Source organism: Streptomyces sp. NPDC043908 (assembly GCF_056435525.1).
The window spans coordinates 96,569-119,756 of record NZ_JBWKEI010000016.1; the positions used below are offsets into that span (position 1 = coordinate 96,569).

Below are 23,188 nucleotides of genomic sequence, written 5' to 3' on the forward strand. Positions count from 1 at the left end.
CGCTTTGCGATGCCTTGACCTGAGGCTCTTACGGTCGAGGGGTTGCACGCGCAGACGCAGGGGCGGGTGCGGATCGACGGGGGAAGGTGCCGGGTGGGCGACGACGGCAAGGTTCTGGACATCAAGACGGCTGATCTGAAGCTGTCGGCGCCGGTGTTCCACGAGCAGGCGAAGAATCTGAGTACGGCGCTGACGAATCTGGTGAAGGCGCTGGACGGTTTCGGCAAGCCCTGGGGCGATGACGAGCAGGGCAAGGCGTTCGGGGACGCCTACGAGCCGCAGCAGAAGGCGATCGAGCGCGGGGCCGGGATCTTGGTGCTCGGACTGACGAGCATCCACGAGGCGATGATCGACATGTCGGACGGGCATGTGGACAACGACGAGCTGATCGCCGGGATGTTCGCCAAGGTGAAGCCGCAGGAGCCGCAGGGGCCGCATCAGGACGGTGCGAAGTGAGCATCGAGGACGAGGCGAAGAAGGTCCTGCTCAAGCTGGGGATGTGGTGGCCGGACGCGAACTCGGGCACGCTGCGGCACGCGGCGCAGGCGTGGCGGACCTTCGCGGACGCGGTGGACGACGTGCGTACGCCCGTCAACAACACGGCGTCCTCGCTCATCCACAACAACAAGGGTGAGGCGATCGAGACCTTCACCACGTTCTGGGAGCGGTACGCCAAGGGCAAGGACGCGGGCTGGCTCAGCGATCTGTCGAAGTCCTCGCGGAAGATGGCGGAGGGGCTGGAGAAGTTCGCGGACGCGGTGGACGACGCGATCACCAAGCTGTGGACGCAGATCGGTATCGACGCGGCGGTGATCGCGGGCGGTATCGCGCTGGCGTTCTTCACCGCGGGCCTGGCGTCCGGGGCGGCGGTCGCGGCAGCCGATGTGATCATCGAGATGGGTGCCACGCTGGGTGTCGCGGTGTCCGCCACGGTCGCGGAGATCGCGGCGGGGACGCTGGTGGCGGCGGCGTTCGGCGGCGTCGAGTCGGTCACCGTGGACCTGGCCGTGGCCCAGCCGCTGAAGATCGCCACCGGTCTGCAGAGCGGCTTCAGCCTGGACGAGATCAACCAGGCCGCCAAGGACGGCATGATCTTCGGCGGGGCGCTGGGGGCCGGCAGCGGGGTGCTGAAGGCGGGCGTGGAGGGTGCGTTCACCAACCCCACCCCGTTCCTGCTGCGCCCGCCCTCGCTCCGCCCCGACCTGGTGGAGCTGGGCCCGGCGGCCCGTAACTGCGAGCGCACCCGGTGCGTGGGCGAGCCGATCGACGTGGCGACCGGCGCGATGCTGATGTCGCAGACCGACCTGAGCCTGCCCGCCTCCTTCCCGTTCGTCTTCGAGCGCACCCATCTGTCGTCCTACCGGGGCGGGGTGTGCTTCGGCCCCACCTGGATCTCCACCCTCGACGAATGCGTCCAGATCGACAGTGAGGGCGTCGTCTTCGCGGGCGCGGACGGCATGCGCCTGGTCTACCCGGTGCCCGTCCCGGGCGAGCCGGTGCTGCCGGTGAAGGGCCCGCGCTGGCCACTGGAGTGGGACGGCAAGCCGGACGGCGTCATGACGGTCACCGACCCGGCCACCGGAGTCGTCCGCTCCTTCAGCACCCCGCTGAACTCCGCGACCCCCGGCATCTTCCACCTGCCCATCGACGCCTGGCAGGACCGCGGCGGCGCCCGGATCGACATCGAGCGCAATGCCGGCGGCGTCCCCGAGGGCATCCGCCACTCCGGCGGCTACTACCTCGCCGTCGACTCCCACGGCCCCCGCATCACCGCCCTGCGCCTGCTGGAGCAGGCCCCCGACCGCTACACCGGCCAGCTCCCGCCGGACGCGGGCACCGTGGTGATGCGCTACGCCTACGACGACGCGGGCAATCTCAGCGAGGTCATCAACTCCAGCGGCGAGCCCCTGACGTTCGCCTACGACGACCAGGGCCGGATGACCCGCTGGACCGACCGCAACGGCACGTGGTTCTCCTACGTGTACGACGAGCGCGGCCGGGTCGTGCGCACCGAGGGCGTCGACGGCATCCTCTCCGGCACCCTCACCTACGACGACACTGCCCGCACCACCACCTACACCGACTCCCTCGGACACACCTCCAGCCACCGCTACAACACCGAGGGCCTGGTCATCGAGGAGACGAACGCCCTCGGCCACACCACCCGCACCCAGTGGGACGAGCGCGGCGACAACCCCCTCACCAGCACCGACCCCCTCGGCCGCACCACCCGGTACAGCTATGACGACCACGGCAACCTCACCGAACTCACCCTGCCCGACGGCTCGGTGGCCCGCGCCGCCTACAACCGGCTGGGCCAGGCCGTCGAAGTCGTCGAACCGGGCGGAGCCACCTGGCACCACACCTACGACGAACACGGCAACCTCCTCACCACCACCGACCCGCTCGGCGCGCGGACCAGCCATGTGTACAACGAGCTGGGTCACCTGACCTCGGTCACCGACCCCCTCGGCGGCGTGCGCAGGGTCACCCCGAACGCGGCGGGCATCCCCGTCGCGGTCACCGATGAACTCGGCCACACCACGACCATCCGCCGCGACGCCTTCGGCCGCCCGGTCGAGGTCACCGACCCCCTGGGCCACACCACGCGCACCACCTGGACCCCCGAGGGCAAACCGGCCCGCCGCGAACACCCCGACGGCACCACGGAGTCCTGGACCTGGGACGCCGAGGGCAACCCGCTCACCCACACCGACCAGGCCGGCCACACCACCCACCACACGGCAGGTCACTTCGACGTCCCGGCCACCCGCACCACTCCGGACGGCACCACCTACACCTTCACCCACGACACCGAGCGCAGGCTCACGGGCGTCACCAACGCCCAGGGCCTGACCTGGAGCTACACCTACGACGAGACCGGCCGCCCGACCGCCGAGACCGACTTCAACGGCCGCACCCTCACCTACAGCTACAACGCGGCGGGCGAGCTGGTCTCGCGCACCAACGGTGCGGGCGAGGCCCTGCACTTCACCCGGGACCCGCTCGGCCGCATCACCGAACAGCGCTCCGGCGCGGACGCTGTGACGACGTACGCCTATGACGCGGCAGGCCATCTGGTCCGCGCGGTCAACGCCGACGCGGAGCTCGTCCTCGCGCGCGACGCTCTCGGCCGGGTGACAGCCGAGACGGTGAACGGGCGTACCACGACGTACGAGTACGACGCGTGCGAGCGGCTCGTCGGCCGGACCACCCCGTCCGGCCTGGTCTCGCGCTGGTCGTACAGCCCGACCGGCCGCCCGGTCGAACTGTCCTCGGACGCGGGCACGCTGACCTTCGCGTACGACGCGGCGGGCCGCGAGACCTCGCGCCGCTTCGGCGACGGGGTCACCCTCCACCAGGACTGGGACGCCGGTGGCCGACTGGCCTCCCAGTCCCTCACCTCCCTGTCCTCCGCCGGCCGCTCCGACCAGGCGAACCGCCTCCTCCAGCACCGCACCTACGCCTACCGTGCGGACGGCTTCCTGACCGAGATCCGCGATCTGTCCTCGGGGACGAGGAAGTTCCTCACCAACCCGGTCGGCCGCGTCATGGAGGTCCGGGCGCACGGCTGGACCGAGACGTACGCGTATGACAGCTCCGGCAATCTGACCCGGGCCGCCGCGCCCGCCACCGGAGCGACGAGCACCACCGAGCCCGACGGGACGGCCGACGCGCGCGAGTTCGAGGGGACCCTGATCCGCCGGTCGGGGAACACCAGGTACCAGCACGACGCCCAGGGGCGGCTGGTCCGGCGCACACGCAAGCTCCTCAACGGCAAGCGCCAGAGCTGGACCTACAGCTGGAGCGCCGAGGACCGCCTCACCGAAGCGGTGACCCCCGAGGGCGAGCGCTGGCAGTACGCGTACGACCCGATGGGCCGCCGAATAGCCAAGTACCGGCTGCTCGACGACGGTACCGAGGCCGAGCGCACCGGCTTCACCTGGGACGACACCCGCCTCGCCGAGCAGACCGCCCCCGACGGCCGGGTCACCGCCTGGGACTACGCCCCGGGCACGCACACCCCGCTGACCCAGACCGGCCACCGCCCCCTCGTCCGTACCGGCGGCGTCTCCCTCCTGTCGTCGCTGGCCGAGGACACCACCGCCGACCGCACGGTCCGCTTCCACGCGGTCATCACCGACACGGCGGGCACTCCGACGGAACTGGTCGGTGCCGACGGCGAGCTGGCGTGGCAGCACCACCACGTGTTGTGGGGTGCCCGCCATGCCACGACGCCGGCCGAGGGTTCGGCCGACTGCCCCCTGCGCTTCCCCGGCCAGTACGCCGACCCCGAAACCGGCCTGCACTACAACTACTTCCGCTACTACGACCCGGAGACCGCCCGCTATCTGTCGGCGGACCCCCTCGGCCTCGACCCGGCGCCCAACCACCACGGGTACGTCGACACGCCGCTGTCGATGATCGACCCGCTGGGGCTGAAGACGTGTGACGAGCCGGTGCCGACGCAGAAGCCGCGGACCGGAGTGAAGGGGCTCATCAAGGAAGCCCAGCTGCCGACCTCCGGGCGCATCCGGTTCGTACCGTCGCAGGACGTCAACGTGAACTCGGGCCTGCCGCGGGGAACGCGGAAGGGCTACATCGACCGCTTCGGTAATGAATGGATCAAGGGACCGTCGCGCACGGCGGGCCAGCCGTTCGAGTGGGACGTGCAGCTGAGCAAGAAGGGCAAGGCCCAGCTCGGCTGGCTGAGCCGGGACGGCAGCCATCTGAACGTATCCCTCGACGGGGAGATCACACACAAATGAGACAGTGGACGGCGCAGGCGCCCGGACAGCAGGAACGGGCGCCCAGACAGCAGGAAACGGAATGACCGCCATGGAGCAGACCGCAGAAGACGCGTTCCACTTCTACGCCGAAGTGCGCATCACCGACTCCCCGCGCCGCCCGGAACTGGCGGGCCGCCTCGGCGCGATCCTCGGCATCACCGAGCCGAAGGACCCCGAGGTCCCGCCCGCCTACGCGGTCATGGTGGACGACTACGACTACACGGTGCAGTTCGAACGCCATGAACTGACCCCGACGGGACGGGACCGCAAGCACGAGGACTACTACTGACCCGGATCACCGAGTCGCGGCCAAGGGAACCTCGGCCCCGCCGGTGCCCGCGGGCTCGGGGCTCGCGGGCCGGGCGCTCGCGGGCTCGGCGCTCGCCACCACGCGGTGGCGGAGGCTCGGGAACATGTTGGTCGGGTGCGAGAGACCCCAGACCGTGCCCGCGACGATGAACTCCTTGATGAGGGCGCCGGCCCGGCCGGTGACGACGAAGGACGTCATCCGGTCCTCGTGGGTCACACGCTGGAAGATCGCGTCGCGGCGGCCGAGGCTGATGCACTGGGCGACATAGCCGACCGGAGCGTCGGGCACCTTGCGTCCCGTCAGCCGCGCGGCGAGGGCGTCGGCGGCCAGCCACGCCATCGGGTTCGCCGTGGCGCAGGCCATCCGCAGCGGCTGGCCGCCCGCGCCGATCGCGTGAGCGGCGTCACCGACGGCGTACACATCGGGGTGCGAGACCGAGCGCAGAGTGGAGTCGACGACGATACGCCCGGTCTCCGACACCTCCAGGGTGCTGGCCGCCGCTATCGGGTGGACGGTGAACCCGGCGGTCCACACCGTCACCTGCGCCGCGATCTCGCCGCCCGCGCCGGTGACCGCACGGTCCGCCTCGACGCGGGTGATGTCGGTCCGCTCGTGGACCGTGATGCCGAACCGGTCCAGCGCGGTGCGCAGATGGCGTTGGGCCTTGTCGCTGAGCCAGTCGCCGACGCCACCGCGCGCGGCGAGGGACACCTTGAGCTCCGGGTGCGCCTCGGCGATCTCGGTGGCCGCTTCGATGCTGGTCAGGCCGCCGCCGACGACCAGTACGTTCGCGCCGGGCGCCAACTCGCCCAGCCGCGCGCGCAGCCGCAGCGCGGCCTGCTTCCCGGCGAGGTGGTGGGCGTACTCGGTGACACCGGGGACGCCGTGGTCGGCGACGGTGCTGCCGAGGGCGTAGACGAGGGTGTCGTAGGCGAGGGTGTCATGGCCGCGCGCCTCGTGGGTGAGGGCGTCGTGGGGCAGCGTGCTGTGGGGGGCGAGGGTCCCCCGGCCGCCCTCCCCTTCGAGGTGGACGGTCTTGCGGTCGGCGTCGACGGAGGTGACGAACGCCGTGCGGACCCGTACCCCCGTGCCCGCGAAGAGCTCTCGCAGCGGGCGGCTCGGCAGGTCCTGTCCGCTCGCCAGCTGGTGCATCCGCACCCGCTCGACGAAGTCCGGGTCACCGTTGACCAGGGTGATCTCGACGTCGTCACGGTGGAGTCGCTTGGCGAGACGACCGGCGGTGACGACTCCGGCGTACCCGGCCCCGAGGACGACAATGCGGTGCTTCATGGCTGGCTCCTGTCCGGCCCGGCCGGCCTGTCGGCCCGGCCCCTCTGGCTGCGTGCACCTCCTGAACCGGACAGCCCGACGATCCCTGACAGATGACAGCTGTGACCTGCGTCACCACACCTTCACGACCGGCACATGGGCGCCCTCGGCCACCCACTGACGCGTGATGCGCTCCAGCTTCTCGGGGTTGACCTGGATGTGGAGTGCCTCGATACGGCCCGTGGCGGTGTCGAGGCACAGGACACCGGCGATCTTCCCGCCGACCTCGATGAGCACGGCAGGACCGCCGTTGACGACGGCGGAATGGAGGGCGACGGCGCCACCGACCTGCGCCCGCTTGGCCTCGGTCGGCCGGAAGAGCCCCCGCAGATACCGCGCGACGCCGAGCGCCCCGACGACCGGGCTGCGGCGGGCGCTGACCCGGCCGCCACCGTCGGCGACGCTGACCGCGTCATCGACGAGCAGCCGGATCAGCGGCTCGGTGTCACCGCTGAGGGCCGCCTCCAGGAACTCCTCGACGATCTTCCGCGCGGCGGCCGCGTCGACCTTGACCCGGGACCGGTCGGCGCTGACGTGCTGCTTGGCCCGCCGGTAGATCTGCTGGCAGTTGGCCTCGGTGAGATCGAGGATCTCCGCGATCTCCCGGTGCGAGTACGCGAAGGCCTCCCGCAGGACGTACACGACGCGCTCGTTGGGCGACAGCCGCTCCATGAGGGTCAGCACCGCGAGGGAGACCGACTCGCGCTGCTCGGCGGTGTCGGCCGGGCCGAGCATCCGGTCACCGGCCAGGACCGGTTCCGGAAGCCACTCCCCCACATAGGTCTCGCGCCTGGCCCGGGCCGAAGTGAGCTGGTTGAGGCAGAGGTTGGTGAGCACCTTGGTCAGCCACGCCTCGGGCACCTCGATCCGCGCCCGGTCGGCCGCGTGCCAGCGCAGGAACGTGTCCTGCACCGCGTCCTCGGCGTCACCGGCCGACCCGAGAAGCCGATAGGCGATGGCCTCCAACCGGCCCCGGAACCCCTCGAACTGAGCAGCCTCGTGCGTACTGAGCGGCGTGGACGACATCCGCCCATGATCGCCCAACCACACGGACGGGCGCCAGGAACTTGAGCCGGGCGGATACGCCACCGCGGGGCTTCTGGCGTGGCGCCTGTCCACGAGATGACGGGACACCGCCGACCGGCGACCAGGCGACGATCACCCCGCCGGGCCTGGCCGGAGCGTCGCAGTGCGCACACCGCGCCCATCAACGCGCGCGGGGCGTGGACCATGCTCCGGACATGAAAAAACCCCAGGTCACGGCGAGTGAGTCCTGGGGTTGATCCGAGCCGCCTTCGGGATTCGAACCCGAGACCTACGCATTACGAGTGCGTTGCTCTGGCCAACTGAGCTAAGGCGGCGCGCCGTGCGCACCATGGTGCGATCAGCAACGCGGCCAAGTCTACACAGTTCCACGGGGTGCTCCTGACCACCCCTGTTCGAGGGACTCGCGCAGCTCAGGTGCACTTCTTGTCGGCGGGCGGGGGCGTGCCCTCCAGGAGGTAGGTGTTGATCGCGGTGTCGACGCAGTCGCTGCCGCGGCCGTACGCCGTGTGGCCGTCGCCCTCGTAGGTGAGGAGCCTGCCGGAGGACAGCTGGGAGGCGAGGGACCGCGCCCACTTGTAGGGGGTGGCCGGGTCGCGGGTGGTGCCGACCACCACGATCGGCGCCGCGCCCTTCGCCTCCATGCGGTGCGGGGTGCCGGTGGCCTTGACCGGCCAGTACGCGCAGTTCAGGATCGCCCAGGCGAAGCCCTCGCCGAAGACCGGGGACGCCTTCTCGAAGGACGGGAGCGCGGCGGCCACCGCGTCGGGGCCGGAGAAGGCGGGGGGCAGGTCGAGACAGTTCACGGCCGCGTTGGCGTACATGAGGTTCGCGTACTTCCCCTCCGTGTCCCGCTCGTAGTACGAGTCCGCCAGGGCCAGCAGGCCGCCGCCGTCGCCGTTCATCGCGCGCGTGAGGCTGGAGCGCAGCTCGGGCCAGGTCGTCTCGTCGTACATCGCGGCGATCACGCCGGTCGTGGCGAGCGACTCGCCGAGCTTGCGGGACTCGCCGGTCTCGACCGGTTTGGCGTCGAGCTCCGCGAAGAACTTCTTCAGGCGCGCCGACGCGTCCGCCACCGAGGCCGTGCCCACCGGGCAGTCCTTGCGCGGGACGCAGTCCGCGGCGAACGACTGGAACGCCGTCTCGAAGCCCGCCGTCTGGTCGCGGTTCATCTCCAGCGCCGGCAGGGACGGGTCGATCGCCCCGTCGAGGACCAGGCGGCCGGTGCGGTCCGGGAACAGCTCGGCGTAGGTCGCGCCCAGGAACGTGCCGTAGGAGGCGCCCACGTAGTGCAGCTTCTCGTCGCCCAGGAGCTGCCGCAGGATGTCCATGTCGCGGGCCGCCTCGACGGTGGAGACATGCGGCAGGATCTTGCCCGAGCGCTTCTCGCAGCCCTGCGCGAAGTTCTTGAACGAGGTCGCCAGCGCGGTCTTCTCGGCGGCGTCGTCCGGGGTCTGGTCGACCTGGGTGTACGCGTCCATCTCGCGGCTGGTCAGGCATTCGACGGGTTCGCTGCGGGCCACGCCGCGCGGGTCGACGGCCACCATGTCGTACCGCGCCCGGACCGGGGCGGGGTAGCCGACGCCCGCGTACTGCTGGAGGTAGCCCACGGCCGTGCCGCCGGGGCCGCCCGGGTTGACCAGGAGCGAGCCGATCCGCTTGCCCGGGCCCGTGGCCTTCTTGCGGGCGACCGCGAGTTTGACGGCGGTGCCCGTCGGCTGGGCGTAGTCGAGCGGCGCCTTCATGGTGGAGCACTCGAAGCCCGGTACGCCGCACGCCCGCCACTGGAGCTTCTGCTGGTAGTACGCGCGCAGCCCGGCCGACGTCTGGGCGCCCGCCGCCGAGGTGGTGGAGGCCGTCGCGGTGGTGGACGAGCCGCCCGACGAGCATCCGGAGACGAGGAGCCCCGCGGTCGCGACGGCGAGGGCGGAGGAACGGAGCAGACGCCTGGAGTCCATCCCCGGAGCGTAACCGGGGAGTGACGGCATGTGCCCTGTCGGCGGCCGCACGACGGCTCGTACGAGTGAGCCGGTCAACCGGCGCGACCGCGTGTCGGGCCGGCGCGCGGCGCCCTTCCCGCGCGGCGCCGACGGCAGCGCGCGCCCGGGGGCCTCATCCCGCGCGCAGCGCCAGCGTCATCGCCTCCACCGCGAGCAGCGGTGCCACGTTGCGGTCCAGTGCCTCGCGGCAGGCGAGGACCGCCTCTATCCGGCGCAGGGTGCCCTCGGGCGTGGAGCCGCGCGCGACGCGGTCCACCCCGTCGCGCACCTCCTCGTTCGCCAGCGCGATGCGGGAGCCGAGCTGGAGCGCCAGGACGTCGCGGTAGAAGCCGGTGAGCTCGGTGAGCGCGAGGTCCAGGCTGTCCCGCTGCGTACGCGTCTTGCGGCGCTTCTGGCGGTCCTCCAGCTCCTTCATCGCCCCGGCGGTGCCCCGCGGCATACGGCCTCCGGCCTGGCCGCCGAGCGCCGCCTTGAGGTCGTCGGTCTCCTTGACGTCCACCTCCTCCGCGAGCTGCTTGGCGTCCTCGGCGGCGGTGTCGACCAGTTCCTGGGCGGCCTTGAGGCAGCCGCCCACGTCCTCGACCCTCAGCGGCACCTTCAGCACGGCGGCCCGGCGGGCCCGCGCGCGCTCGTCGGTGGCCAGACGGCGGGCCCGGCCGATGTGGCCCTGGGTGGCGCGGGCGGCGGCGAGGGCGGTCTCCGGCGGGATGCCGTCCCGGCGGATCAGCACCTCGGCGACGGCCTCCACCGGCGGCGTCCGCAGCGTCAGATGGCGGCAGCGGGAGCGGATCGTGGGCAGCACGTCCTCCAGCGAGGGAGCGCAGAGCATCCACACCGTGCGCGGAGCGGGCTCCTCCACGGCCTTCAGGAGCACGTTGCCCGCGCCCTCGGTCAGCCGGTCGGCGTCCTCCATGACGATGACCTGCCAGCGGCCGACGGCGGGCGAGAGCTGGGCGCGCCGGACGAGGTCGCGGGTCTCCTTGACGCCGATGGAGAGCAGGTCGGTGCGGATGATCTGCACGTCCGCGTGCGTGCCGATCAGCGCGGTGTGGCAGCCGTCGCAGAACCCGCAGCCGGGCTGTCCGCCCAGCGCCCGGTCGGGGCTGACGCACTGGAGCGCGGCGGCGAACGCCCGCGCGGCCGTGGAGCGGCCCGATCCCGGTGGGCCGGTGAACAGCCACGCGTGCGTCATCTTCGACGCGTCCGGGACGGGCTCACCGGCCGAGACCGCCGTCACCAGCGCGTCGGCGTCGCGCGCTGCGGCGGCCAGCTGCTCCTGCACCCGGTCCTGGCCGACCAGGTCGTCCCACACCGTCATGGGTCACCGCCTCCGCGCTCTGTTCCGCCCCGTACGTCCCCGCTACGACCCCATTGTGAGGGAGGGGTCGGACAATCCCGTCCGGGGCGGCCTTCCCGCAGGTCAGCGGCGGCGGCCCCGGCGGTCGTCATCGTCGTCGGGGTGCGGCCCGAGCAGCTCGTCGGCGAGCGTGGGCAGGTCGTCCAGCGGGGTCTCCTCGGCCCAGTCAGAACGCCGCTTGGGCCGCCTGCCCCCCTTCGACTGCGTCCCGGCCCCGGGCCCGGGCGCGGCTCCGGCCTGCGCCGACGCCCCGGGCTCCGTGCCGAGCCGCTCGGGGTCGACCTGCGGCAGCTCCCGCGTCCGCTCGTTCGGCCGCTCGGCCCGCTCCCGCTCGTCGCGGAAGATCCCCGGCGGGAACCGGTCGCCGTCCGCGGCCCCGGCCCCTTCCCGTACGGGCGGCAGCACGGCCGTCTCGTCCGCGTCCCGTACGGGCGGCAGCACCGTCGTCTCGTCGGCATCGGCCGGGACCTGCGGCAGGACCGTGGTCTCGGCGGCGTCCGGTGCGGGGGTGCCCGCGCCCGGGACGCGGACTTCCTGGGTGACCTCGTTGGGGCTCACCCCGGGGTCCGTCCCACGGGCCGCCGCCGGGTCCACGACGGGCGTCGGGACCGTCACCTCGGTGGCCGACTCGGCCGCGGGCCTGCGCTTCGCGCGCGTGGCCGCGGTGTCGTCCCCGCTCTTCGCCGTACCCGCGCCCGCGCCCGCACCCGCACGCGTGCCCGCGGGATTCGAAGCCGTGGCGGACGTGGCCGAAGTGGCAGACGTGGCGGCCGAAGCCGTCGCCGCCGCGGCGGTCGCCGCGGTCGCGGCCTCCGCGAGCCGTCGGGCCTCCTCCGCCCGCCGCAGCGCCTCCTCGGCCTTGCGCTGCTTCTCCAGGCGGCGCTCCTCGGCCTCGGCGCGCAGCCGGGCCTCCTCCTCGGCCTGCCTGCGCAGCCGTTCCTGCTCGGCCGCGGCGGCCTTGGCCTCCGCCTCGCGCCGGACGCGCTCCTCCTCGGCGAGCCGCCTGGCCTCCTCGGCCCGCAGCCGCGCCTCCTCGGCCTGGCGCTCCTCCTCGCGGCGGCGCGCCTCCTCCAGCTCGCGCCGCTTGCGCTCCTCCTCCTCGGCGCGCAGCTTGGCGAGCTGCGCCTGGCGCTCGCGCTCCAGGCGCTCCTCCTCGGCCTTGCGCGCGGCCTCTTCCTCGGCCTTGCGCCTGGCCTCCTCCTCGGCCGCCCGGCGCGCCTCCTCCTGGGCCTTCACCTCGGCCTCGGAGAGCGGCAGCATCTGGTCGAGCCGGTGGCGTACGACGGTGGTGACCGCCTCGGGCTCCTGGGCCGCGTCCACCACCAGGTAGCGGGACGGGTCGGCCGCCGCGAGGGTGAGGAACCCGGCACGTACGCGCGCGTGGAACTCGGGCGGCTCCGACTCCAGCCGGTCGGGCGCCTCGGTGAACCGCTCGCGCGCGGTCTCCGGCGCCACGTCGAGGAGCACGGTCAGGTGGGGTACGAGACCGCCGGTGGCCCAGCGGTTGATCCGGGCGACCTCGGTCGGCGACAGGTCGCGCCCGGCGCCCTGGTAGGCGACCGAGGAGTCGATGTAGCGGTCCGAGATGACGATCGCGCCGCGCTCCAGGGCGGGGCGGACCAGCGAGTCGACGTGCTCGGCGCGGTCCGCCGCGTACAGCAGGGCCTCCGCGCGGTTGGACAGGCCGGCGCTGGAGACGTCGAGCAGGATCGAGCGCAGCCGCTTGCCGACCGGGGTGGCGCCCGGCTCGCGGGTCACCACGACCTCGTGGCCCTTGGCCCTTATCCACTCGGCCAGCGCCTGCGCCTGGGTGGACTTGCCGGCGCCGTCACCGCCTTCGAGGGCGATGAAGAAACCGGTGGCGGCCGGTGCCTGCACCGGGTCGGCGCCGCGTACCGCGTCCCGCAGGTCGTGCCGCAGCGGCACGCCCTGCCGGTCGTCGGTCTTGGCCAGGACGACCGCGGCGACCGGCAGCAGCAGCGCGCCGGTCAGCATCAGCGTGAATCCGGCGCCGCCGTGCGCGAAGACGAACCCGTCGCCCGCGAGGCGGTGCGGGCCGATGGCGGCGGCGACCAGCGGGGCGAGGATGGCGCCGAGCCCGATCGCGACCCGGACGACCGCCTGGAGGTGGTCGGTGGTGCGGGGCCGGCGGTACTCCTCGGTCTCCTGGTCGACCAGCGTGTGGCCGCTGTGGGCGGCGACACCGGCCGCGACACCGGCGGCCAGCGCGATGAACAGCACGGTCGCGGTGTCCGGCACCAGGCCCATCGCGAGCAGCGCGACACCGGTGACGGCGATCGCGAGGGCCAGCAGCCGCCGCCGCGACAGCACGGGCAGCACCTTGGGCGCGACGCGGACACCGACGCCCGTGCCGCCGACCAGCGCGAGGACCAGCAGGGCGTACGAGGCCGGGCCGCCGTCGAGGTCGGCGGCGTGCAGTACGGCGACGGCCGCCGCCGCGGCGATCGCGCCCGCGACCGCGCCGCAGGCCAGGACGAGCAGCGGCACCGCGCCCGTGCGCCCCTTGTCGGGGCCGGCGCCGGTCGAGGGCCTGCGCAGCCCCTCCAGCGGCGAGCGGGCGCGCGGAGTCGGAGAGTCCGGGAGGGTGAGCATCGCCAGGACGGAGACGGACGCGGCGAAGAGGCCGGCCGCAAGATAGGAGCCGAGGGCCGCCTGGTGGAGCGAGAACCAGTCGACGCCCTTGCCGAAGGCCTTGCTGACCAGCGCGGCCACCAGCAGTGCGGCCGCGGCCACGGGCATGGACGCGAACGTCGTGCGCAGCGACAGGCGCCGCAGGGCGTCCAGATGGTCCGGCAGCGGGCGCACGGCGGCGCCCTCCAGCGGCGGCGCGGGCAGCAGCGCGGGCGCCGCGCTCTCCTTGCAGACCGTCCAGAACCGCTCGGCGACCCCGGCCACGAAGGCGGTGCCGAGCAGGAAGGAGAGCGCGTGGTCGGGGGTCCAGTCGATCCACAGCGGCGCGACGATCAGCAGCGCGGCCCGAACGCCGTCCGCGCCGATCATCGTCCAGCGCCGGTCCAGGGGGCCGCTGGGCGCGGTCAGCGCGGAGACGGGCCCGAGCAGCACCGCCCCGAAGAGGAACGTCGCGAAGGCGCGGGCGCCGAGCACCGCGGCCACGGCGAAGGCCGCGCCCCGGTAGCCCCCGCCGAGGGCGTCCTCCATGACCGCGGCCTGAAGTGCCAGCAGCAGGAGGACGAGGACGGACAGAGCGTCACCGGTCGCGCCCACGAACTGGGCGCTCCACAACCGCCGCAACGGCGGGATGCGCAACAGGGAACGTACGGCCCGCTCGCGTGAGTCGGCGGCAAGGGCGTCGGAGACGGGGCTCACGACCGTGGGGGTCGTCCCTGCGCCTTCGGAGCTCTGGGGATGCTCGGCTCGCGTCATCCGCCCAGCCTATCCGGAGCGCCCAGGTCCCCGAGGGGCCGCCCGAACATACGGGCGGGTTCCTCTCATGGGCGCGCGGCCGGGAGCGATGCCCCCGGCCGCGCACTCCGCGTCGTTCCGCGTCCGTTCCGCGTCTGTCCGGCGCCCGGGGCGCCGTCGCGGTGCCTACTCGGCCGCGGCCGTCTTCTTCGCGGCCGTCTTCTTGGCCGGGGCCTTCTTCGCCGTGGCCGCCGTCTTCTTGGCGGCCGTCTTCTTCGCCGCGGTCTTCTTGGCGGGCGCCTTCTTGGCCGCGGCCTTCTTCGCCGTCTTCTTGGCGGGCGCCTTGGCACGCTTCTCGGCGAGCAGCTCGTACCCGCGCTCCGGCGTGATGTCCTCCACGCTGTCCCCGGTCCGCAGGGTCGCGTTGGTCTCGCCGTCCGTGACGTACGGACCGAAGCGGCCGTCCTTCACGACGACCGGCTTCTCGCTGACCGGGTCGGTGCCGAGCTCCTTGAGCGGCGGCTTGGCGGCCGCGCGTCCCCGCGCCTTGGGCTGCGCGTAGATCGCCAGCGCCTCTTCCAGAGTGATGGAGAAGAGCTGGTCCTCCGTCTCCAGCGAACGCGAGTCGGTGCCCTTCTTCAGATACGGGCCGTACCGCCCGTTCTGCGCGGTGATCTCGACGCCCTCGGCGTCGGTGCCCACCACCCGCGGCAGCGACATCAGCTTCAGCGCGTCCTGGAGCGTGACCGTGTCCAGGGCCATCGACTTGAAGAGCGAGGCCGTCCGCGGCTTGACCGCGTTCTTGCCCGTCTTCGGCGTGCCCTCGGGAAGGATCTCGGTGACATACGGCCCGTACCGGCCGTCCTTCGCCACGATCTGGTTGCCGCTCACCGGGTCGGTGCCCAGCTCGAAGTCGCCGCTCGGCTTGGCGAGCAGCTCCTCCGCCAGCTCCACGGTCAGCTCGTCGGGTGCCAGGTCCTCCGGCACGTCGGCGCGCTGGTGGCCCTCGGCGTCCTTCTCCCCGCGCTCGATGTACGGCCCGTAGCGGCCGACCCGCAGCACGATCCCGCTGCCCACGGGGAAGGAGGAGATCTCGCGCGCGTCGATCGCGCCGAGGTCCGTGACCAGCTCCTTCAGACCGCCGAGGTGGTCGCCGTCGCCGTTTCCGGCGTCGGAGGCGGTGCCCGCGCCGGCCTCGCCCTCACCGAAGTAGAAGCGCTTGAGCCACGGCACCGACTTGGCCTCGCCGCGCGCGATGCGGTCGAGGTCGTCCTCCATGCGCGCGGTGAAGTCGTAGTCGACGAGCCGGCCGAAGTGCTTCTCCAGCAGGTTGACCACGGCGAAGCTCAGGAAGGACGGGACGAGCGCCGTGCCCTTCTTGAAGACGTAGCCGCGGTCGAGGATCGTGCCGATGATCGACGCGTACGTCGACGGACGGCCGATCTCGCGCTCTTCCAGCTCCTTGACCAGCGAGGCCTCGGTGTAGCGGGCCGGCGGCTTGGTCGCGTGGCCGTCCGCGGTGATCTCCTCGGCCGACAGCGCGTCACCCTCGGAGACCTGCGGCAGACGCCGCTCGCGGTCGTCCAGCTCCGCGTTCGGGTCGTCGGCGCCCTCGACGTAGGCCTTCATGAAGCCGTGGAAGGTGATCGTCTTGCCGGACGCGGTGAACTCCGCGTCCCGCCCGTCGCTCGCCCGGCCCGCGATCCTCACGGTGACCGAGTTGCCGACCGCGTCCTTCATCTGGGACGCGACGGTCCGCTTCCAGATCAGCTCGTAGAGCCGGAACTGGTCACCGGTCAGGCCCGTCTCGGCCGGAGTGCGGAAACGGTCCCCCGAGGGGCGGATCGCCTCGTGCGCCTCCTGCGCGTTCTTGACCTTGCCGGCGTACGTACGCGGCTTCTCCGGGAGGTAGTCCGCGCCGTACAACTGCGTGACCTGCGCACGGGCCGCCGACACCGCGGTGTCGGAGAGCGTGGTGGAGTCCGTACGCATATACGTGATGAAGCCGTTCTCGTACAGCTTCTGGGCGACCTGCATGGTGGCCTTGGCGCCGAAGCCGAGCTTGCGGGAGGCCTCCTGCTGGAGCGTCGTCGTACGGAACGGGGCGTACGGCGAGCGGCGGTACGGCTTGGACTCCACCGAGCGCACGGCGAAGGACGAGTCGGCGAGGGCGGCGGCCAGGGCCCGGGCGTTCGCCTCGTCGAGGTGCAGGACGTCGCTCTTGAGTTGTCCGTCGGGACCGAAGTCGCGGCCCTGCGCCACACGGCGGCCGTCGACCGCCGCGAGGCGTGCCACCAGCGAGGACGGGTCGGAGGCGTCGCCCGCCCGGCCGGTGGAGAACGTCCCGGTCAGGTCCCAGTACTCAGCGGAACGAAAAGCGATGCGCTCGCGTTCCCGCTCCACCACGAGCCGGGTGGCCACCGACTGGACGCGGCCCGCCGAGAGCCTCGGCATGACCTTCTTCCACAGCACCGGCGAGACCTCGTAGCCGTAGAGGCGGTCGAGGATGCGGCGGGTCTCCTGGGCGTCGACCATGCGCTGGTTGAGCTCGCGCGGGTTGGCGACGGCGTCCCGGATGGCGTCCTTGGTGATCTCGTGGAAGACCATCCGGTGGACGGGGACCTTGGGCTTCAGGACTTCCTGGAGGTGCCACGCGATGGCCTCGCCCTCGCGGTCCTCATCGGTGGCGAGGAAGAGTTCGTCGGACTCGGCAAGGAGCTCCTTGAGCTTCTTGACCTGCGCCTTCTTGTCGGCGTTGACGACATAGATGGGCTGGAAGTCGTGTTCGACGTCCACGCCCAGGCGGCGTACCTCGCCGGTGTACTTGTCGGGCACCTCGGCGGCGCCGTTCGGCAGGTCGCGGATGTGCCCGACGCTCGCCTCGACGACATAACCGGGGCCCAGGTAGCCCTTGATCGTCTTCGCCTTGGCAGGAGACTCGACGATGACGAGTCGGCGGCCGCCCTTTGCGGTCTCGCTGGTCGGGGACAACTTCGCTCTTCTCTCCGGTCGGCACTCGGGTGGCACGTACGAGCTGTACGGTCGCTGCGGAGTGTGACGGTACAACCCGCCCCCGTGTCAAACAGCAAAAGCCCGCAGCGGCCACTCGAACGGTAACCCGACTTACGGCGAGTGTGCCGCCTGGACCGTCCCGATGCGTTCCGAAAAGCGTTTCGTCCCAGCACAGGGCCGGGAACGTGTGCGGTCGGCCCGGCGCGGCGCCTGGGGCCCCCGGGGCTCACAGGCGTGTGAAGGACCACACCCCGGCCGCCAGGAAAAGCGCGCCGGCGAGGGCGGCCAGCGCCGCCGAGGCCACCAGGCCAGCGCCGTCCGCCACCGGCGCCCGGTGGCGCACCCGGACCCCCGTCCACAGCAGCAGCGCGCCCCCGAACAGCACGAAGACCGTTCCCGCGAACACGGCCGGACCGGCCTCCGCCCCACCCATCCCGTTCATGGCGCGGATCCTGGCACCCCCGTGAGGAGTCCCGGCGAACTCCGGGTGAACGGCCGCACCCCAGTCGCCCGGCCTGCGACGGGCGGACGCGGTGGTGCGGAAGGGACGGCAGTGGCCGCAGTGGGCGGGTGGGGCAGGTGGGGCGGTGCGCTACGGCGGGGCTCGGTGGGGTTGGCCGAATTCATCCCCTTCTCGCCCCTGCCCGCACCCGGCGCCTCCCATCGGGCCGCCCCCGCCGCATGCGGGAGCGCCCCTACCTCAGCTGTCGTACGCGGCCCTTCGCCCCCGGACGGCCCGGCGGGCGGCCCGGGGCGCGCGCGTCACTCGCCGACCGGCTCCAGGAAGCCCTGGCCGACCAGCATCCGGATCGACTCCGGGGTGCGGTCGCGCAGCTGGACCGGGTCCTCCCCGATCAGCTGGGCGATGGCGTCCAGGATGCGGCCCGCGTCCAACTGGCCGTCGCAGACGCCCGCGAAGCCCGCGCCGACGGTGTCCACCGTGGTGGCTCGGCGCATGCCCCGGTTCTGCCGGAGCACCACGTGCTCGGGGTCCTCGGCGCCCGGCAGCCCGACCTGCTCCTGCACCACCTCGTCGGCGAGGCGGAAACGGTCGGCGAGCAGCGCCGCGTCGTCGTGGGTGCGCAGGTACTCCTGCCGGTCGAAGTGGGCCCGGATGGTCTCGCCGAGCGGCTGCTCGACGGGGTGCGGCCACTCCTCGACGGTGATGGACGGCTCCTGCGAGCCGGACTTGTGCAGCGTGATCCAGCCGAAGCCGATCGCCCTGGTCCCGCTCGCCTCGAACTCGTCGAGCCACGCCCCGTACCGCTCGGCGTAGGCCTCGGGGCCGGCGCGGTGGTCCCCGGCGTCGCGCAGCCACAGCTCCGCGTACTGCGTGACGTCCTGGACCTCGCGCTGCACGATCCAGGCGTCGCAGCCGCGCGGCACCCACGACCGCAGCCGCTCCTGCCACTCCTCGCCGTCCACGTGCTGCCAGTTGGCGAGGAACTGCGCGTAACCCCCCTCGTTCAGCCGGGCGCCCGCCTGCTGGACGAGCGTGCGGCACAGGTCGTCGCCGCCCATGCCGCCGTCCCGGTACGTCAGCCGGGCGCCCGGCGAGATGACGAACGGCGGGTTGGACACGATCAGGTCGAACGTCTCGTCGCCCACCGGGTCGTAGAGCGAGCCCTCCCGCAGGTCGGCCGCGGGAGCGCCGGACAGGGCGAGGGTGAGCCGGGTGAAGGCCAGCGCGCGCGGATTGAGGTCGGTGGCGGTGACACGGGTCGCGTGCTGTGCGGCGTGCAGCGCCTGGATGCCGGAGCCGGTGCCGAGGTCGAGGGCGGAGGAGACCGGTGTGCGGACGGTGAGCCCGGCGAGCGTGGTGGACGCGCCGCCGACCCCGAGGACCATCGCGGCGTCCCCCCGGCCGCTCGCGCCGCCCGCGCCGCCGACGGCGCAGCCGAGGTCGGAGACGATGAACCAGTCCTGTCCCTCCGGGCCGCCGTACGGACGCACGTCAACGGCGGCACGCACTTCGTCACCCGTCCGGGTGAGCCAGCCGTCCTCCAGCGCCTCGTCACCCGGCAGGGCCGCTCCGACGCGCTCGTACGCCACGGGCTGCTGGAGCAGGAACAGCCGTACGAGCGTGTCGAGCGGCGTGTCGCCGCGCGTCGCGCGCAGGGCGGGCACCGTCTCGCTGCGGGCCAGCGCGGCGTAGGCGGGGGCGCCGAGCAGGTCGAGCAGGCCGTCGGCGGTGAAGTCGGCGGCGAGCAGGGCCTCGCGGAGCCGGGCCGCGCGGTCGGGCACGGGCAGGCCGGCGGGCGGGTTGGCGGGAACGCTGGTCGTACTCACCCCGCCATTGTGGCGGCTCCCACTGACAAACACCCACGGCCCGGCACCCACACGGGGTCCGGGCCGTACGAAGGGCGTCTGCGGCGTGCTGGAGCGCCGCCCGCGCGAGTGCTACTCGGCGCTCGCCGAGGACGACGGCTTGGCCGAGTCGGACGGCTTGGCCGACTCCGACGGCGTGGCGGACCCCGAGGGCTTCGCCGACTCCGAGGGCTTCGCCGACTGCGATGCCGAGCCCGAGGGGGCCGCCTGCTTGGAGGCGTCACCGCCGGCGGCGGGCGTGGCGGAGGAGGGCGCGGAGGCGGTCTGCTTCTGGCAGCCGGGCTGCTTCTGCATCGCCGTGCCGAGCTCGCCGGACTCCAGCTTCTTGAGGGCGTCGTCGCTGCTCTTGCTGATGGTGTTCAGCTGGTCGGCCACGCCCTTGAGCCCGTCGGCGAACTTCGCCTGATCCCCGGTGTCGAGCGCGTCGACCTTCTTCTTGAGATCGGCGTAGGAGGCGGAGGACGCCGTCAGCTCCTTGGCGGCCTCCTTCTGGGTCTTGTCGCCGTCCGTGACGGGCGGGACACCGGCCTTGTCGAGGCTGTCGGCCAGCGACTTGTACGCGTCGGAGATCTGCTGGAAGGCAGCCGAGTCCGTCTTCTGGACGTCGGCCGGCTTGCTCTCGTCGGCCGTCTGCTTCTCGATGGAGGCGTTGGCGTCAGTGATCTTCTTGATCTGCGGCTGGGCCTGGTCGCAGAAGGTCTTGGCCCAGTCGTTCACCTTCTTGTCCGAGTCGTCGCTGCTGCAACCCGACAGTGCGAGCACCAGTACCGCGCCGCCGGACAGTGCGGCCGCAAGCTTCTTGTTCACCGGATCGGTCCCTTCCAAGGCTCTCGGCCCCGGAACATACACGCCAAGTGGGCGACAACCGCGTGTCGTACGTCTGATCTGCTCGCTTTTGCAGCCATTTGCACCAAGGGAGACAAGGCTCACGACGCAAAAGCGACGGGCGGACGGTGCGTCAATCCGCACCGCCCGCCCGCCCTTGCCGTGCTCCCGCTAGGAAACGACCGCCGGGTCAGGTGACTTGGCGGTCATCTCGTGATTTCCCTCGTCCCCCACCGCCACTCCGCGGCGCTTGGAGACGTACACCGCACCGACGATGACGGCGGTGGCGAGCACCGCCACGACGGTGCGCACGGCCGGGCTGGCATCCGCTCCGTAGCTGAACTTGACGATCGCGGGCGCGATGAGCAGCGCCACCAGGTTCATCACCTTCAGCAGGGGGTTGATGGCCGGGCCCGCGGTGTCCTTGAACGGGTCGCCCACGGTGTCGCCGATGACGGTGGCGGCGTGGGCCTCACTGCCCTTGCCTCCGTAGTTGCCGTCCTCGACCAGCTTCTTGGCGTTGTCCCACGCGCCACCGGAGTTGGCGAGGAAGACGGCCATCAGCGTGCCGGTGCCGATCGCGCCAGCGAGGTAGGAGCCGAGCGCGCCGACGCCGAACGTGAAGCCGACCGCGATGGGCGCGAGCACCGCGAGCAGGCCGGGGGTGGCCAGCTCCCGGAGCGCGTCCTTCGTACAGATGTCGACGACCCGTCCGTACTCCGGCGTCTCGCTGTAGTCCATGATCCCCGGGTGCTCGCGGAACTGCCGGCGCACCTCGAAGACCACCGCGCCCGCCGACCGGGACACCGCGTTGATCGCGAGACCCGAGAACAGGAAGACGACGGCCGCGCCCAGCATCAGGCCCACCAGGTTGTTGGGCTGGGAGATGTCCATGCTCAGCGTCATCTCGCTGGACTTGGCGCCCACGTCGTTCACCGCGGTGGCGATGGCGTCGCGGTACGAGCCGTAGAGCGCCGCCGCCGCGAGGACCGCCGTGGCGATGGCGATGCCCTTGGTGATGGCCTTGGTGGTGTTGCCGACGGCGTCCAGGTCGGTGAGGACCTGCGCGCCGGCGCCCTCGACGTCACCGGACATCTCGGCGATGCCCTGCGCGTTGTCGGAGACCGGGCCGAAGGTGTCCATGGCGACGATCACGCCGACCGTGGTGAGCAGCCCGGTACCGGCCAGCGCCACCGCGAACAGGGCGAGCATGATCGAGGTGCCGCCCAGGAGGAAGGCTCCGTAGACGCTCAGACCGATCAGGAGGGCCGTGTAGACGGCGGACTCCAGGCCGATGGAGATACCGGCCAGGACGACCGTCGCGGGGCCCGTGAGCGACGACTTGCCGATGTCGCGGACAGGGCGCCGGGTGGTCTCGGTGAAGTACCCGGTCAGCTGCTGGATGACGGCCGCGAGCACGATGCCGATCGCCACCGCGACCAGCGCCAGGACCCGCGGGTCGCCGTCGTGCGCCTTGATGGCGGCGTCGGTGACCCCGTCCAACTCGGCGTACGTGGACGGCAGGTAGATGTAGACCGCCGCCGCCACCAGGGTGAGGGAGATCGCCGCGGAGATGAAGAAGCCGCGGTTGATGGCGGACATCCCGCTGCGGTCGGCGCGCCGCGGGGCGACCGCGAAGATGCCGATCATCGCGGTGACCACGCCGATCGCCGGGACGATCAACGGGAAGGCGAGCCCGGAGTCGCCGAAGGCCGCCTTGCCGAGGATCAGCGCGGCGACCAGGGTCACGGCGTACGACTCGAAGAGGTCCGCGGCCATGCCGGCGCAGTCGCCGACGTTGTCGCCCACGTTGTCGGCGATGGTGGCGGCGTTCCTCGGGTCATCCTCCGGAATGCCTTGCTCCACCTTGCCGACGAGGTCGGCACCGACGTCCGCCGCCTTGGTGAAGATGCCGCCACCGACACGCATGAACATGGCGATCAGCGCGGCACCGAGGCCGAAGCCCTCCAGCACCTTGGGGGCGTCCGCGGCGTAGACCAGGACGACGCAGGAGGCACCCAGCAGGCCGAGGCCCACCGTGAACATGCCGACCACGCCGCCCGTGCGGAAAGCGATCTTCATGGCTTTGTGCGAGACGGCCGTGAGATCTTTTTCGGGTTCGCCTTCCGCGGGGGTCGCCTCACGGGCGGCGGCCGCCACGCGCACATTCGCGCGTACGGCCAGTCGCATACCGACGTATCCGGTCGTCGCCGAGAAGAGCGCGCCGATCAGGAAGAAGGCGGACCGGCCCGCCCGCTGCGACCAGTTGTCGGCCGGCAGCAGGAAGAGCAGGAAGAACACCACGACGGCGAAGACGCCGAGGGTGCGCAGCTGCCGGGCCAGATAGGCATTCGCGCCTTCCTGGACGGCCGCCGCGATCTTCTTCATCGACTCGCTGCCCTCACCGGCCGCCAGCACCTGGCGGACCAGCAGTTGGGCCACGACCAGGGCCGCGAGGGCCACGGCCGCGATAACGATCACGATCAACCGGTTGTCGTCGGTCAGAACCGCGGCCGCGAGTGAAGTGGGGTGATCGAGTTCTTGTGGGTTGAAGAGCCCCGCCATTCGTCCTCCTTGACGTTCAGAGCCCAAGATGTGGACGGATTGTAGGGAGCGGAACACGATCAAAACAGGGCGCGGCCAGCGCAATTGACCTTTCGTCGCTCATCAGCAAATGATCGCGCCACGAAAAGGGCCCCGAAAGCAGTAATGGGGCAAAAGCATTGACGGCTGATCAACGATCTAGAGAATAATCCCTAAAAACGAAAAAGGCCCTGCTCAGCAGGGCCTGTTCGGCAGGGGTGCGGGG

The 23,188-nt window shown here is 72.0% G+C and carries 13 protein-coding genes and 1 tRNA gene; 3 read left to right on the plus strand and 11 right to left on the minus strand.

Features of this window, described 5'->3' with window-relative positions:
- The first annotated feature begins 42 nt into the window (after positions 1-42).
- From AC069K_RS29670 to AC069K_RS29680, 3 genes are all read left to right on the plus strand, one after another.
- On the plus strand, positions 43-456 hold the full coding sequence (locus AC069K_RS29670; protein ID WP_467881534.1) for a hypothetical protein: 414 nt from the start codon (positions 43-45) through the stop codon (positions 454-456).
- The gene (locus AC069K_RS29675; protein WP_478621488.1) at positions 453-4,769 is read left to right on the plus strand and encodes a polymorphic toxin type 17 domain-containing protein; all 4,317 of its coding nucleotides are present in this window, start codon (positions 453-455) and stop codon (positions 4,767-4,769) included. Before AC069K_RS29670 ends, AC069K_RS29675 begins: the two co-directional genes overlap by 4 nt.
- A 61-nt stretch (positions 4,770-4,830) precedes the next feature.
- Entirely contained in the window at positions 4,831-5,079 is a 249-nt protein-coding gene (locus AC069K_RS29680; protein ID WP_358831949.1) for a hypothetical protein, read from the plus strand.
- A 6-nt stretch (positions 5,080-5,085) separates the two neighbouring features.
- Here AC069K_RS29680 and AC069K_RS29685 read toward each other — a convergent pair whose 3' ends face one another.
- The 11 genes from AC069K_RS29685 to AC069K_RS29735 all read right to left on the minus strand — a co-directional run bounded on the left by AC069K_RS29685 (position 5,086) and on the right by AC069K_RS29735 (position 22,944).
- Positions 5,086-6,390, minus strand: coding sequence for an NAD(P)/FAD-dependent oxidoreductase (locus AC069K_RS29685; RefSeq protein WP_478621490.1), 1,305 nt, complete (start codon positions 6,388-6,390; stop codon positions 5,086-5,088).
- A gap of 111 nt (positions 6,391-6,501) precedes the next feature.
- The gene (locus AC069K_RS29690; RefSeq protein ID WP_478621492.1) at positions 6,502-7,455 is read right to left on the minus strand and encodes an RNA polymerase sigma-70 factor; all 954 of its coding nucleotides are present in this window, start codon (positions 7,453-7,455) and stop codon (positions 6,502-6,504) included.
- Between the two features lie 261 nt (positions 7,456-7,716).
- A tRNA-Thr gene (locus AC069K_RS29695) sits at positions 7,717-7,790 on the minus strand.
- Positions 7,791-7,886: 96 nt separating this feature from the next.
- Positions 7,887-9,431 carry an alpha/beta hydrolase gene (locus AC069K_RS29700; RefSeq protein ID WP_478621494.1) on the minus strand — a complete coding sequence of 515 codons (1,545 nt, stop codon included), beginning with the start codon at positions 9,429-9,431 and terminating at the stop codon, positions 7,887-7,889.
- A gap of 154 nt (positions 9,432-9,585) precedes the next feature.
- Positions 9,586-10,791, minus strand: coding sequence for a DNA polymerase III subunit delta' (locus AC069K_RS29705; RefSeq protein WP_478621495.1), 1,206 nt, complete (start codon positions 10,789-10,791; stop codon positions 9,586-9,588).
- Positions 10,792-10,893: 102 nt separating this feature from the next.
- Positions 10,894-14,235, minus strand: coding sequence for a dTMP kinase (gene tmk / locus AC069K_RS29710; protein WP_478621497.1), 3,342 nt, complete (start codon positions 14,233-14,235; stop codon positions 10,894-10,896).
- Between the two features lie 165 nt (positions 14,236-14,400).
- Entirely contained in the window at positions 14,401-17,205 is a 2,805-nt protein-coding gene (gene topA, locus AC069K_RS29715; protein WP_365100083.1) for a type I DNA topoisomerase, read from the minus strand.
- 247 nt (positions 17,206-17,452) lie between these two features.
- Positions 17,453-17,668, minus strand: a complete 216-nt coding sequence (locus tag AC069K_RS29720) for a hypothetical protein (protein ID WP_365100081.1) — start codon at positions 17,666-17,668, stop codon at positions 17,453-17,455.
- Positions 17,669-17,988: 320 nt separating this feature from the next.
- On the minus strand, positions 17,989-19,515 hold the full coding sequence (locus AC069K_RS29725) for a DUF7059 domain-containing protein (RefSeq protein WP_478621499.1): 1,527 nt from the start codon (positions 19,513-19,515) through the stop codon (positions 17,989-17,991).
- Between the two features lie 111 nt (positions 19,516-19,626).
- Positions 19,627-20,361, minus strand: coding sequence for a small secreted protein (locus AC069K_RS29730; protein ID WP_478621501.1), 735 nt, complete (start codon positions 20,359-20,361; stop codon positions 19,627-19,629).
- Between the two features lie 189 nt (positions 20,362-20,550).
- Positions 20,551-22,944 (minus strand): sodium-translocating pyrophosphatase, encoded by a 2,394-nt coding sequence (locus AC069K_RS29735; RefSeq protein ID WP_365100076.1) that lies wholly within the window; start codon positions 22,942-22,944, stop codon positions 20,551-20,553.
- Positions 22,945-23,188: the final 244 nt, after the last annotated feature.